Source organism: Microseira sp. BLCC-F43, assembly GCF_041929235.1.
Taxonomy (GTDB): domain Bacteria; phylum Cyanobacteriota; class Cyanobacteriia; order Cyanobacteriales; family Aerosakkonemataceae; genus Microseira.
Genome location: NZ_JBHFNP010000097.1, coordinates 16,966 through 31,983, shown reverse-complemented (window position 1 = coordinate 31,983; position 15,018 = coordinate 16,966). Strand labels below are relative to the sequence as shown.

The window sequence follows — 15,018 nt, the reverse complement described above, 5'->3', positions numbered from 1 at the left end:
AGGTTCGGCTATCCGCAAATTACCTATTCGGTTATCCGGTTTGGTTTTGTAACGGATTTTTAAGAACCAGGAGAGTCATCCCAAGGCTGTAGAATGGCTGAATGCCTTTCCTAGAGCCAGTTTCGACTCAACGAATCACACGCCCCCAAAGCCACAGCCAGCATCGAGGATGGATTGGCTATCTCCTACACCTCCAGCAGCGCAAACTTTACGGCACATTTCCTCGGCAGCCTTGGTAAAATCTGCCACCGAGCCGTCTGCGAGCGCGGGGGCATCCCAGTAGCCCCAGTGTATATGATGCCCAAAACTCTGGTTTATATCAGAGTTGATCTGACTGAATGACTCTAGAAAAACGTCGATGTAATAAAGCTGGATATCTGTGTTCACTATTTCTGTTCCTCTGTAGAAGCGATTATCTTGACCTGCTGCCATTATCACTATAGTCCCCCAACGGATCTTTAGCGACCCCAAGTTTCTCCTTCACTCAGAACCAGCTCTTGCCCTATTACGGGTCGTAAGATACGGAAACCCCGAGTTTTGATCAACAACTCTTGCTCTTTGGTGAAGAGTACTTGCGCGATATAGTCAGGATTGGTTAATAAGCAGGCTTGGAGCGAACCCAAACGCAGTGGTACGATATCACTGTATTCGTGAGCACACTTAGTCACAAATGCCAGCGGGTCATCACGAAAATCAGCCAGATTGCCAATTAGGAACTTGCCTTTAGGTCGAGGCATATCGTTGAGAGTCATAGGTACCTGCTTCCTCTGGAGACATCAAAGCAATTAATTTCCTCTGTATATAAAAAAGCCATTAATTAACGTTTTTTCAAGACGATCTTTATGCCATATTGCGGTCGCAGCACAACACTATATTGAAGAACAACGGGGTGGGAAACCAGTATGGAATCGGAAAATCTAGCTGGCGATTAGTTTCATACCAAGCCATCATCATGATATCTTTCGCCTCTGTCTGAGTCAGGTCTAAGGTAAATATTGTCTTCATAACAATACTTAAAGTAAGGCGCATCATGTCGGCGTTGATGTCACGAGTTTCCCCATCTTGCCAGGTATTGAGCATTTGTTCGGTATATGCAACCATCACCTCCCCATAACTCGCAATTCGCTTGTGGTTAAATATGGGTTGAGTTAGACTGACTGCATTAATTACAGCTTGCATATCAACACTGCGGTTTCTACCACTTGTTTTTGGGGCGGGAATTATTCCTAAGAATAATTCCCATTGTTGTTAAGTGAGGTTACTTGGGTATTATGGATTCATCGCTTTCGTAACTCTGTCATACGGGTGTTTTTTCTACAGGACTTACCCAGGGCTAAAAACCCACTGCGTCAATCTCGCGACTCTAAACCCACGATTTTTTGGCTCGCCCTTTGTTTTTTTGCCCAAGTCCTGTTCTAATGACAGAATAGCGTTAAGTTAGATTTCTTACTTTTCAGACATCCTCTAATCCCTCATCCGCAGTTTCTTTTACTTGACAATAGTTATGTCTTCATCGCTCTTGACGCTGCTGACATTTTCATTGCCATTTAAGTTGGCGATCTCTTGAGCGAGATTTACGCCTTTTGTCTGTTCATCCCGGAGGAGATCGATCAGAAAAGGACGTAAGATATCCTTAACTGGACGAACCAACTGAGACCAAAATTGCTTCTGATCCTTTAATAACTGAAGATAGGTTTCAGCGCTGTGGGGAAAAGGAATGGTAAAGGGGATTTCCACAATACCCCCAAAGGATATAGACGCACTTTGACCACCGAATCCCATAACTGTAATAGCTTCGCCACCGTTAGCATAATTACCGATGTAAACATTTCCGATCCTTACTCCTTCAGGAGCAATGAGTGACAGAGGGAACGGGGGATCGTAAGGAAATGTTGGAGCAGTATCCAACATATTTTCGATGCGATAGCTGAGTTCCTCGCCCATTTGCTGGTTGTAGTAATCTATAAAGGTTGGGTTACCGATTTTCGGTGCTGCGACCGCATAAACTTTGATCAGCAATCCCCCTGCTGAAGCTGGCCCGAACCAACGTCGTAGGGATAGACCAGCTAGCTGGCACAGAGAGCCACCCAAGCTGTGACCAGTTACCCAGACCTCTATAGGTTCAGTTAAGGGCGATAGCTTAGATAGAAGTTCTTCTTCAACAAACTGCAAAATTTTCTCAAGTTCTTCATCGTCATCAATTTCACCGTCGGCAACTACTTTCTTAACTAACTCTTGAGCCTGTTGTTCAAACTCTGCTCCCAGTCGGATTGCTCCCGCATCAGCCAAAGCATTGATGCAGGCAAATTTCCGCAGGGGAGATAACTGATGGAGTCGCCGGAAATCCGAGGGTTTTAGCTCACCCCGCAAAGTCTTAAAGAAGAATTGAATTTCATCCGCCACAGACTCAAAAGCTAGATGAAACCCCTGCACGACTTTCGCCCGTTGGATAGACAAATATTCGTAGCGAATCAGTTCCCAATCCAAATCAGAAGTAAAATCAGTTAGTTCTACGCTACCGCGATCGCTAACGATCGATCCGCGGAAGGAGATCGCATACTGGTGAACTGGCGATTCAGTATTTTTCAGCAGCAGTGCCCGGATATTCGTGTCGTCGTTACGGATGGTGTGAACCAGCTGCCATCCTTGATTTCGATACAGAGCCTTGTAGATTGTCTTTAGCTCTATATCGTCAACACTGCCATCATCATATTGAAAAACGTCATAGGCATATTTGGAGAATTCTGTCATTAAAATCGCTTCATCAAAACTGAAGCCCTTACGCATTCTCAAGAATGTAGTCATTGTTAGCTCTCCATTTAATCATCAAAATGAAAATCGGGCCCAAACTAAAACTGACGACTAGCCCTTTCAATCTGGGTAAAATTTGTGACAAAATTTACCAACTTTTTGGCTTTTCACCTGATTGTATTATTGCCTCACTCAGACACTAATACACTCAGAAAAATCCATTCCATCCTGAAAACAATTAACTTAGTACTTACGCCATTCGTTAATACAAATGTTAACCATTTTTTCCTGTGCGTAAGCACTAAAACTGTTTCTTTAAGCCTTCTCCCAAATCACATAGAATCTTATTGTTTTAGTGGGAAATGTGAATGCCCCACTTAATATCAACCGATTATCTTTAAATTCAAAAAAGCGTGGTTGCGCTCCACTAACGGTGGGATTAGAAAAGAAGTCACCGTAATTAATAACCTTGTCTGGTTGTAGTTCATATCTACCACCGTAGGAAACGTAATTAGCTAATGGTTTTAGGTATGACTTCTGCTCGTCGGTTAATGGTCCCAGAAAAACGGCGAATTGTTCGGCTGGATCTGGAGGGTTAGGAAGGTTCAAGTGTGCAGAAAAGTATCCTTGTTCTGTATAAATGAGCAACCCAGTAGCCTTGGTACCGTAGAATTCAGTCCTATTACCCTCGTCGTCCTTGAATTCGCTAGTTACCAGTTTCCAGACTCCGATCAATTGATTCTGTGTCATTTGCTATTACCAGTTCCTTTTTTTTGTTGAGAATGAACGTGATTCAGACAGGCTTTTAATTTTTGGGCTAACACCTGTACGTTAGGATCTCTTAATACGTTCAAGTGATGACCCGGAATTTGATGAATTTCTACTCCTCCTTTAGTGAAATTGTTCCAGCCTAACGAGTTGTCTCGCTCAACTCCCCAGAGTTTTTCGTTACTACGAAACAGATGAATTTTATCTGCATACACCGATGGCACATAGTCGCCACTTGCTATGAAGTTCTTCAAGATTACTCGCAACAAGCGATTAACATTTGGTTGGCGAGATTTCATCAGCACCTCAGACTGAGGTGCCTGCCTATATTTTAATTTAGTCTGAGTTAATTCCCACAATTTTTTCCCAGCTCTTTGAACAAGGTTCCTTGGCTGGGATTGATGCAGGGCGGCAAGTGATAGCTCAAGATAGTCGTAGACATACGGCCAGATGTATGGCAGTAATGACAGGGAAACAAACTTCAAAGCTAGGAAAACACTGCCTATCTTGTTCAGAGAAGGGGGCGGCGTGTCTATCACAGCTAGTAAATCTACTTTTTCACCTGCCCGTTCTAGTTGTACAGCCATTTCAAAAGCTACTACAGCGCCAAAAGACCAAGCAACAAGGTGATACGGGCCCGCAGGCTGAACTGCACGCAAGTCTTGAATATAACGATCGGCCATTTCCTCTATCGAGGTTAAAGGTTCTTCATCGTCCCCAAAACCCACTGATTGCAGTCCGTAAACTGGTTGCTTTTCTCCTAACTGACACGCCAATTCGTAATAGGGGAAGACCACTCCAGCAACTGGATGGATGCAGAACAAAGGTGGCTCACTCCCAGATGGTTGTATAGCAACCAGTGAGGATGATGTCTGCCAAGTTTCCACTTTTGTTGGGGTAGCGATCGCCTCTTTGATCTGATTTTCCAGCTTAGCAATACTCGAGCCATCAAGGAAGGTTGCTAGGGGTACATCCACCTTTAATTGGTTTGATATTCGCTTCCTGAGTTCAATAACTACTAAAGAATCTAACCCAAGATTGGTAAGCGGCTGTGCAATATCTATTTCGTCGGCAGGCACCCCTAATAGCTGAGATACTTGCTCTATTATTAGGGATAGTACTGACTTATCATTCGTATCATCTCTTACTATATCGTTCAGATTTGGTTCCAGGCGATCGCTTGTAGCCACTGCCAATCTAGCAGCATTTTTTTCACTCTGTTCGGGTGCTATTTGGCGAGCTACATAACGTATTTTACCACGAAAGGCTACCTGGTCTTTCCGAGAATCGGAATTTATTTCTTGAAATAAGGATTCAGCTTCATCTCCAATTCTTTCTGGGTCTAAATCCACCCGTATACAGTTTAGTTCATGGTGTTCGATGGCGAGCGCATTCCCCATTTTCCATAAACGAGATTGAGCTAGCCCTAAAATATTCGGCTCAATTTCAACTGGTTGTGTTCCCCTAGTCACTAACCATAAGCCTAGAGATTGAGAAAATCTTGAATTTAATAACCATTGGACTAAGCCAGACGCACTGCGGTAAGCTATTTCAACGGTTTTCTCTAAATCTCGTACTGTGGAAATTTCTGCTCCTGCTGCATTCAAACTCCACAAATGGATGATTCCATATAGAGGAGTAGGCAAAGACTCGAATATCCGTTGAAAGTCTGTGGGATTGCTTGAATCTATCCTAAATTCCAGCTCTGCTAACTGTTCATACTTTTCACCGGGGAAGACTTGGACACATACATCACCCTCAGAAGTTAAAAGTGCTGCTAACTTCTGACCCGTTCCCTCGGCATCGCACAGGATGAGCCAATTCCTGGGTTTTACTGTAGCAACCCTACTTTGAGCTACAATCACCGCCTGGTGAGATGAAATGCCATCCTCCTCAGTCTGTGGCGGAATGGTTGCGGCTTCAGAAAAGCCACTTTCCTGCAACAGTTCAAGCCATTTGGCACTCGAAAGCAACGGATAGTCGGGACGCAAATCGTAGTCAGTAAACCGCCACCAACCTTCTGTTAGCCCAAAGGTTAAGTCCACATATCCCAGGCGAGCCGTTAGCTCTAACAATACCAGCATTCCTCCTGGAGCTAATAACTGCTGTACGTGCTGTAAAGTCTGACGCAAATCCTGGGTAGCATGTAGCACATTTGCGGCGATAACTAGATCAAACTGGTGTAAACCAAAGCCTTGGGTCGAGGGGTCTTTTTCGATGTCTAAAACCTGATAGCGGACGAATGGGTAATCCCTGAATTTATCCCGCGCCTTAGCGGTGAAGAAGGGTGATATATCAGTGTATACATATTCAGTTTTAGAGGGGTTGAGGATAGGCAGTATATAAGAGGTTGTCAAACCAGTTCCCGCCCCAATCTCTAAAACTCGCAATGTAGATTGTTGTTCTCCCTGGCATTGCTCTAGAGCCAATAAGACTGCCCTTTGCACCAAGGTTTGCATTAGTTTAGTGGCGGGGGATTCTTGCAGGCGCTGATTTGCAGCTCGATCGTAGACTTTAGGGTGCAACAACTCCAAGGGATCGCAATTTCCTTGGAGTACATCTGCCAAGTTAATCCCACAACGCTGTAGCAGGGAAAGTTCTGCTATGTTCTCTGGATATTGAGCCAGAAGATTGTTCATCATCTCCTCTGGATCTAGTATCTGCTGCTCTTTGATCGCTTCCCACCCATCACCGATTGGCAATAGCATACCTTCTTGGGCGAGCATTTCCAGCAGACGACCTAACAGCTGCTCGTACTTACTGATTACACCCAACTTCTTTGCTACTTCTGCTACTGAGAAACGTTCTCCTACCTGAAACTGCCACCCCATTTTTTGGAAGGCTTGCATAACATAGGCCACGCTATTAGCTTCTATTTGCACTAAAAGCTGGTTAAAAATTTTACTATCTGTCTCAGAAATCAGTTCAGGTAATTGGGCAACCAAGCGCTGGCTAATTGCCATCGGAGATAGCAAATAATCCACTAGCCGTCCTGGTAACACCATAGGCTGCCACTCTGTCTCTGAAGTCACTTTGACATTCTTTGAGGGCAAAGAAGCTTGAATCCAATAACGCTGCCGTTCAAAGGGATAGGTTGGTAAGGGCAGGCGATGACGTTGCTGGTGGGTATAAAATTCTAACCAGTTTATTTGAACACCCGCTAGCCAGAGTTGACCTAATGCGTTCAATAAGAATGCTACATCAGAATCATTCTGCTGTGGATGGCGTACCGAAGATAGGATAACTTGCTCTGTGTGACGATCCTGATGCCTTTTGGCTAATGTGCTTAAAGTTCTTCCTGGGCCAACTTCTAAAAGGATGTTACCAGGTTCTTTAAATAGTTCCAAAAGACCATCAGCAAAGCGTACTGTAGAGCGTAGATGGTTCGACCAGTAGCTTGGGTCTGTTGCCTGTGCTGCCGTAATCCAAGTGCCAGTAACATTGGACAGGTAGGGAATTTCTGGAGGATTCAAGCTGATTTGTTTGACCCTTTGTGTAAATGAATCCAAAATCGGATTCATCATACTCGAATGGAAAGCATGGGAGGTATGCAAACGGTGGCACTCAACTCCAGCAGATGCTAACTTATTCTCCAAAACATCTATTGCTGCTGTTGAACCTGAAACTACGCACAGGGATGGTCCATTAACTGCGGCTAAGGAGAGTTCAGGATTGAGAAGGGTTTGGCACTCCTTTTCTGTGAGGTGAACCACCAGCATAGTCCCACCGGGGAGTTGCTGCATCAGCTGTCCCCGTGCAGCTACCAGAGTCAAAGCATCTTCTAGGGAGAAAACACCAGCCACACAGGCGGCTACATATTCACCAATGCTGTGACCAATCATCGCTTTTGGATGCACGCCCCACTCCATCCATAACTTGGCTAGGGCATACTCGATGGCAAATAGTGCAGGTTGAGCGATCGCTGTCTGTTGTAGTTTTGCGGTGAATTCTTCAGTGTCTTCTACATCTGGATATAATATGTGACGCAAATCTATGCCCAACAGTGGCTGAAGCAAGTTTGCACAATCATCAATTTGCTCTCTAAATACAGGCTCACTTTCATAGAGTTCCCTAGCCATGTTCGCATATTGCGCTCCCTGTCCTGGAAACATAAAAACGATGGAGCGTTTGAGGTTTTCCTGGTAGTGAGCGAACACTGGCTGCGATTCTAATAACGTGGCTGCATCTTTGATATCTTTGCCTACCACCATGCAACGATGATTGAATTCTCGACGCCCGACTTGCAGCGTATAAGCTACATCTGCTAAATCTAGTTCTGGATGCTGATTTAAGTATTTAGCCAAGTTTGCTGTAGCCGTTTCCAATGCTGAACGGGTTTTGGCAGAAACAACTAACAACTGATGTTTTCTTCCCTGCTGTAGAGTTCCCTTGCTCCCCTGCTTCTTTCCAGTCGGCGCTTCTTCGAGAATCACGTGAGCATTCGTTCCCCCAATACCAAAAGAACTCACTCCTGCACGTCTAGGAGTTTTTCCAGATTGCCATGGTTGCAACTGAGTGTTTACATAAAATGGGCTATTTGTAAAGTCAATCTGGGGGTTAGGCTGTGCAAAATTCAAGCTAGGCGGAATTAACTTGTGTTTCAAAGCTAAAACTGTTTTAATTAAACCTGTCACTCCAGCGGCTGTATTTAGATGACCGACATTTGTTTTTACCGAACCGATGGCACAAAAGTTCTTTTTTTCTTTCCTAGTACGAAAAACATTCGTCAGGGCAGCAATTTCAATCGGATCGCCTAAACTTGTGCCAGTGCCGTGAGCTTCAATGTAGGTAATTGTCTCAGGAGCAACTCCAGCTAAAGTGAGTGCCTCGGAAACTACTTCTACTTGACCGTCAACGCTGGGTGCAGTGTAGCCAACTTTATTAGCACCATCATTGTTAAGGGCAACTCCTTTAATAATGGCATGGATGTAGTCTCCATCAGCGATCGCATCTGCCAATCGCTTTAACACCACAATTCCTACACCATTACCAACAATTGTCCCGCCAGCTTTGGCATCAAAGGCGCGGCAGTGTCCATCCTGCGATAATATGCCGCCTTCTTGATACAAATAACCTGTTTTTTGGGGTACTACAATTGAAACTCCCCCTGCCAATGCCATATCACATTGGTAATTTAGCAAGCTTTGGTAAGCTAAAGAAATTGCTACTAAGGAAGTCGAACATGCTGTTTGAACGGTAATACTTGGACCGCCAAGATTTAACTTATAAGAAACACGGGTACTCAAGAAATCTTTATCGTTACCAATCACTTTTTGAACATTACTTGCTGACCCTGTATATTCACTATCAGCAGTTAATGTAAAATAAGTACTTGCAGCAGCACCTGCATAGACTCCTATACGACTGCACCGAGTAGAATCATAGCCAGCATTTTCCAAAGCTGACCAAGCACACTCTAAGAATAAACGATGTTGTGGGTCAGTGTTTTCTGCTTCTTTAGGATTAATTTCAAAGAAGGCAGCGTCAAATAAATCAATATCTTCTAATATTGCTCCTGCTTTGACATAATTAGGGTCGTTCAGCAGATTTTTATCTACTCCAGCAGCGATTAATTCTGCATCAGTGAAGGTAGTTATTGACTCCACACCATCTTGTAAATTTTGCCAAAATTCTTCGAGATTTTTGGCACCGGGAAAACGCCCAGCCATGCCAATGATGGCGATGTCTTTGAATTCATCATAATCTGTCGTGTTATCCATCAATCTTTTTCCCCTGCTTGTTCAACAATTGCTTTTGGCGGTTGATAGCTTCAAGTTGCTTGTTAGCGCGATCGCGCCCGGATTTGAAAGCATTTGACTCTTGTGGTTGATGATTCAAACCATTACTTTCTAGATCTATCAAGTGTTTAGCTAGAGATTCAATATTGGTGTATTCAAACAACACCGTAGACGACACCGAACAACCCAAACTACTCTGTAGCAAATTCCTTAACTCTAGAGCTAGCAAAGAATCCATCCCTATATCAAAAAATCCTAATTGTGGATCTAGCATTTCAGATTCGGGAAATCCTAGTAACTTACCCACGATACCTTGCAGGTAATTCGTCATCAGCTGTAGGCGATCGCTAGCTTTAGCTGCCTTGAGTTGCGCCAAAAACTCGTTGTTCTGAGTTGCTTTTGCCACAGACTGGGAACCAATAAATGCCGATAACACTGGCATCTTCATTCCCGGTGGCAATTGTTTGACAAACTGAGACCAGTTCGCAGGAAACACCCCTACTAGGGTTGCGGATTCTCCCAACAACCGATCCAAAACCTGCAAACCTTGCTCTGGAGGAATACTACTCATACCCAGAGAGCGAATCCGACTCTGAAACTGATCTGCCAACCGAGCTGCCATTCCCCCTTCTCCCCAAGCACCCCAGTTCACGCTCAATCCGGGCAAACCTAGCGCCCGACGATGATGAGCCAAGCCATCCAGAAAAGCGTTAGCGGCTGCATAATTTCCTTGACCAGAGGAACCCAACAGAGATGATGCTGAGGAGAAACAGACAAAGAAGTCCAATGGCAACTCTTGGGTTAATTGGTGCAGATTCCATCCTCCTTGAACTTTCGGAGCCATCACTTTTGTAAACCGTTCCCAGCTCATCTGCTGTAGAACCCCATCATCTAAAACCCCTGCTGCATGGATCGCACCTCGCAATGGTGGTAGGGAAGCTTTTATCTTTGCCAAAATGCTGGCTGCATCTTGTTTGACAGAGACATCTCCTAACAGCACTGAGACTTCTACTCCGGCTTCCTCTAGTTGAGTGATAGCTTGTTGTGTTGTTTCTGAGGGTTGCCGACGCCCGGTTAATACCAGATGTTTAGCGCCCTTATCTGCTAGCCACTTAGCCAGCTTTAGCCCTAAAGCTCCCAGTCCGCCAGTAATCAGGTAACTGCCTTCAGGCACAATGGTAATTTCTGGCTTCTGTTCAGTCGTTGTTTGCTGTTGGCGTCGCACAAGTCGCGCTACCCGACGCTCTCCCTGACGGTAGGCAATCTGGTTTTCGTCCTCGTTTGAGATCAGTTCCTGATGTAATAACCTCACCACTTCTTCTTCTTTGGTGTTCGGTTCCAAGTCGAGTAACCGACATTGCAGTTCTGGATGTTCGAGAGCTACGACGCGACCTAATCCCCACACTGGTGCTTGTTGTACTTGCACTGCTTCCCGCTCTGTACCCACACTCATCGCACCTTGGGTCACTACCCACAAAGGCGATATCTGCTGCTGTTTGGTCTGTACCAAGGCTTGCACCAGATGCAGTAGACTGGCACAACTGTTTTCTATAGCTGTTTCTAACTGACTGTTAGTTGTTGGCACGCTCCACAGATGCACAATTCCCTGGAGTTGTGAATTTTGAGAAGTGATGTCACCCAACAAGCGTTTAAATTCTTCTGGAGCAGTGGGGTTGAGTTGATAGTGTTTTTTGTCTATCTGCTGATAACTTAAACCAGGAGATACTATGACACATCCTTCTCCCAATTTATTGACTAATCCTTGCGCCACAGCACCAAGTTCTGTAAACAGCAACCAGTTTCCTGTTGTCTGTTTTGGAAGAGTTGAGTGTTTTTGGGGTTGCCATTCTAGTTCGTAGAGCCAGCGCTCAGGTGTCACCTCTGAGTAAGATGCCAGTTGAGCTAGCATTTGTTGGTTCCACTCAGCTATTTTTTCTTTTGACAACTGCTGTTGCTTTTGAGCTGTTAGCAAAACATAGCTGGCTATTCCCTTGCTGAGAACTTTCCCTAATTGATAGTATGATTTGAACCCAGCTTTGACGTTCTCGTCGCGATTCTTTTGATACAATTCTTCCAAACTTTGCTCAAATTCTGGGTCGTACAAAAAGTTAGATATTTCCGGGCTTACATCAATTGCTGCAACTAACTGTAGTTGATGTTCAGATAATAAATCTACCCACTCTGATTTGGTAATGAAGTAAGAAGATGTTTCCTGATGATCGATGCTCAATTCACTGTTAGAGATGAAATCTGCCAACACCAAATATCCCTGGTTATTCATATGATTCCCGATATTGGCAAACAATGATTTTTTATCCAGAATGTGGTGGGCTACCTCAAATCCAAATACCAAATCATAATGGTCGGGAAACTCATCTTTGGCACTATCTCGATTAAATATTTTTACGCGCCCTTGTAGTTGCTTTTCGTCCACTTTTGCGCTTCCCAGCTTGGCTTGTTCGCTGGAAATTGTATATCCATTCAATCGCAGATGCTCGTACTTTTGAGCTAGTTGAATTAAATCTGAAGCATATCCACAGCCAAAGTCTAAAACTTTTTGACAAGCTGAGAAATCTACTCGCTCGAACAGCAATCTTCTTAACTCTTTTTGAGACTGAACAATCATCTGACGAGATTGTTCTTGATTCGGTTCTGTGAGACATTTAATCCAAGAAAAACCGGGAACTTTTTCAGGGAATAAACCAAAAGTTAAGAATGATGAGTCCGATTTGGCATCTGCCTGATTTCCGGCTTGCTCTTGACCCAATATTGCTACCGCATTGTAATATTCGTGAACTATTCCTCCTTTGAATTCCAGATAATTTTGCTGTCGTTTTACCAGCATTTCAAGCAGCTTTGGCAGGATTTTTCTCTCTTGTTCTGTCAGTTCGCCTGCCAGTTCTAATTCTTTAGCTAACCCCTCGGTTGCACCTTCGTTGAGTAGTTTGACAATTGGCGTTAAAACAGTTTCATCCTGTGGTTTATGTCCGTTTTGTGGGATTTCTTGCCAATAGCGTTGTCTTTGAAACGGATAGGTAGGCAGTGCTACTTTGCGCCGGGGATAATCACAATCAAATCCCGACCAGTCTACGGCTACTCCTTGTGTATATAACTGCCCTAAACTTGAGAGCATCTGTTGCCAATCTTCTTGAGGGGGACGTAATGAAGGTAGCCACATCCCCACGTCTTCTCCTAAACATTGACGACCCATTCCCAGAAGTATTGGCTTTGGTCCAATTTCCAAGAACAATTTATATCCTTCTTGATGCAGGGTTTGCATACTCTGAGCAAAATGCACAGGTTGCAGGACATGATTCACCCAATATTTAGCGGTGGCAATTTCTGGTGTTGCTTGTTGTCCAGTGACGTTAGAAATTAGGGTTATCCCAGGCTGATTGTAGGTGATTTGTTTGGCTACGGCTTCAAACTCCGCTAGCATCGGTTCCATTAGAGGGGAGTGGAAGGCATGGGAGACTTGTAGGGGTTTGGTCTTGATTCCCATCTCTGCCAAACTCGTACAAATTGCTTGGATGGCTTCACCAACACCAGAAATCACAATGCTGTCTGGAGCATTGATGGCGGCGATCGCTACTTTGTCTGCATAAGATGCTATTGCTTCTCGCACCTGCGACTCTGATGCTAACACCGACACCATCTCTCCGCCGGTAGGCAACTGCTGCATCAATCTTCCTCTGGTGGCAATCAGTTTCAAACCCTCTTCCAGGCTGAATACTCCTGCTACAGTTGCGGCTACATATTCACCAACACTATGACCCATAACCACATCTGGTTTGATGCCCCAAGATTGCCACAACTGAGCCAAAGCGTATTCTATTGCAAACAGGGCTGGTTGAGTATATGCAGTTTGATCTAAAAGTGAGCCATTATCTTTTTCTGCTGTTTCCTGGGGATAAAGCACTGACAACAAGGGTTTCTCTAGATAAGGTCGCAGAATTTCGTCGCATTGCTCTAGAGTTTTACGAAATGTGGGTTGAGTCTGGTACAACTGCCAACCCATGTTGACATATTGGCTACCCTGACCTGTAAACAGAAAAGCTACTTTGGGCGAACCAGTGCTATTGGGGATTTTACCAGAAAATACCCCTGTCACATCTTTACCTGTTTTCAGGTTGCTGAGTTTTGTAGCGAGTTCAACTTTATCAGAAGCGATCGCTACCAATCGATGATTGAATTGAGAGCGCCCTGTATTTGCGGTGTAACAGATGTCTTCTAGTTCTAATTCTGGATTCTTTTCCAGATAATAGGAATAATTGCTTACTAACTCTTCAAGCGCTTTATCAGTTTTTGCTGACAGCGCTAATATGTGCGATCTCCGCTCTAAAGATTTTTCAGGTTTGACCTGTTCTGGTGCTTCTTCTAAGATGATGTGAACGTTTGTACCGCTAATCCCGAAGGCACTAACGCCTGCTATCCTGGGCTGATTACCGGGATTCCAGGGGATTGCTGAAGTGGGAATTACTAGGGGAAGTTGATGCCAAGGTATGTGGGGATTGGGTTTGTTCAGGTGCAAATGGGGTGGTATTTCTTGATTCTGAAGCGATAAAACCACCTTAATCAAAGCTGAGACGCCTGCTGCTGCTTCCAAATGCCCAACATTTGTTTTTACTGAACCAACTACTAAGGGTTGATTGATGGGACGGTTTTTACCATAAACTGCTGCTAAAGACTCTAGCTCAATCGGGTCTCCAAGGGATGTTCCTGTCCCGTGAGCTTCCACATAACTCACCTGATGTGGCTCTATTCTGGCGTTTTGTAGCGCTTGCTGAATTACTTCTTTCTGAGCCATCTTGTTGGGAACTGTTAACCCACTGCTAGGGCCGTCGTGGTTCATAGCCGAACCTCGAATCACCGCTAAAATTGAATCACCATCGGCTATAGCATCGGAGAGACGCTTTAGGACTACCATGCCACATCCTTCCCCCTGCCCGTAACCATCTGCTGAGGCATCAAACGTTTTGCAGCGACCATCTGGAGCTAATGCTTTCAAGCTGCAACGACCGATAGTGCTTAATGGCGATAGAATCAGATTGACTCCGCCTGCAATGGCTAGATTGCATTCTTTTAAACGCAAACTTTGGCAAGCTAGATGTACGGTTAATAAAGAAGAGGAACAGGCAGTATCTAACTGAATATTTGGTCCTTGTAAGCCGAGAAAGTGAGAAATGCGACCTACAGCCATACTGCGGGCGTTACCCGTACCACAGTGAGCATCCATAAAAGGAAGGTTATCCAAATCCTTAAACCTTTCGTAATAGTCATCCGTACAAATGCCCACATATACACCTGTTTGGCTGTTTCTCAGTTTTGTTGGTGTTTGTCCGGCGTTTTCTAGGGCTTCCCAGGTCACTTCTAAAAGCAGTCTTTGTTGGGGGTCTAAACTAGCTGCTTCTCTGGGAGAAATACCAAAAAATAACGGGTCAAACTGGTCTACTTGTTGGATGAAGCCACCTTGTTTGGTATAGGTTTTCCCAAGAGCTTCGGGGTTTGGATCGTAGTAGGCATCTACATCCCATCGACCAGGTGGTACTTCTGTTACAGCATCAATCCCCTCGTGTAATAAATGCCAGAATGAGGCAGGATCCTTGGCGTTACCAGGAAATCTACAGCCTAGACCAATAATCGCGATTGGTTCAGTTTTTTCTTTATTTAGTGCTTCCAGTCTAGCTCGCATTTCTTTGATAGTTTGAAGCACTTGTTGAGAGGAAATAACTTGTTGTTCTGGATCTGAAATATTTGTCAT

Annotated in this window: 7 protein-coding genes; all 7 read right to left on the bottom strand. The window is 44.5% G+C overall.

Annotation, left to right across the window (positions count from 1 at the left end):
* Window positions 1-135 precede the first annotated feature (135 nt).
* Window positions 136-438, bottom strand: coding sequence for a hypothetical protein (locus ACE1CM_RS15010; RefSeq protein ID WP_374878320.1), 303 nt, complete (start codon window positions 436-438; stop codon window positions 136-138).
* A gap of 20 nt (window positions 439-458) precedes the next feature.
* Window positions 459-752, bottom strand: coding sequence for a cytochrome P450 (locus ACE1CM_RS15005; RefSeq protein WP_374878319.1), 294 nt, complete (start codon window positions 750-752; stop codon window positions 459-461).
* 88 nt (window positions 753-840) lie between these two features.
* On the bottom strand, window positions 841-1,179 hold the full coding sequence (locus ACE1CM_RS15000; protein ID WP_374878317.1) for a hypothetical protein: 339 nt from the start codon (window positions 1,177-1,179) through the stop codon (window positions 841-843).
* Window positions 1,180-1,488: 309 nt separating this feature from the next.
* Complete coding sequence (locus tag ACE1CM_RS14995) at window positions 1,489-2,805, bottom strand: hypothetical protein (RefSeq protein ID WP_374878316.1); 1,317 nt, start codon at window positions 2,803-2,805, stop codon at window positions 1,489-1,491.
* Between the two features lie 261 nt (window positions 2,806-3,066).
* Window positions 3,067-3,501, bottom strand: coding sequence for a lipocalin-like domain-containing protein (locus ACE1CM_RS14990; RefSeq protein ID WP_374878314.1), 435 nt, complete (start codon window positions 3,499-3,501; stop codon window positions 3,067-3,069).
* A complete protein-coding gene (locus ACE1CM_RS14985) occupies window positions 3,498-9,239 on the bottom strand; it encodes a beta-ketoacyl synthase N-terminal-like domain-containing protein (RefSeq protein ID WP_374878313.1) in 5,742 nt (1,913 codons plus the stop codon). Before ACE1CM_RS14985 ends, ACE1CM_RS14990 begins: the two co-directional genes overlap by 4 nt.
* Entirely contained in the window at window positions 9,232-15,018 is a 5,787-nt protein-coding gene (locus ACE1CM_RS14980; RefSeq protein WP_374878312.1) for a type I polyketide synthase, read from the bottom strand. Before ACE1CM_RS14980 ends, ACE1CM_RS14985 begins: the two co-directional genes overlap by 8 nt.